Annotated in this window: 1 protein-coding gene; it reads right to left on the bottom strand. The window is 45.5% G+C overall.

The genetic code is table 11. The annotated features are described in order from the left end of the window. Nucleotides 1-357 (bottom strand): hypothetical protein (locus tag ACYVTD_RS16745; protein ID WP_461248785.1); only part of this gene is annotated, 357 nt, incomplete at its 3' end. Nucleotides 358-453 lie beyond the last annotated feature (96 nt).

The raw sequence follows: 453 nt of genomic DNA, 5'->3' as shown, positions 1-453 counted from the left end.
TATCCTGTTGTTCTGGTTCTGGGCTTTTTTCGTGAGAACGGGTATTTTTATGTCCGTTCCGGCGGGTACTGCGTGTTCAAATTGGATTTTATTATAATAAGAAATTATGGGTCCCAAGTCGGGATCGCCCAGATGTTCCTTCGCCAAACTGTCAAAGGTCGTCGTGCTTGTCATCTGTACGGTTTTGTGGTCGTAGACAAGGACTAAAGCGTCGTTTCCTTCATGGTCGGTATAAACCACACATTCGATGTTCGTCTGTTTTTCTTTGGCAAGCGCCATGACACGGTACGTCTGGTCAAGCAGCCGGTTCATCAAATCCACGACCCGATCTTGTTTGTCGTTTTCGGTTTCTATCATGGCTGCCCCCTAAACCATTCCGCATAAAGCGTAATATTTTCAGTAATGGCGGCGGAAAAATCAAATTCAGTTCCCAATGTTTCTTCATTGCACCAC

This window comes from Treponema sp. R6D11 (genome assembly GCF_054786075.1).
The sequence above is the reverse complement of the archived record's forward strand: the minus strand, read 5'-3'. Positions and strand labels throughout refer to the sequence as shown.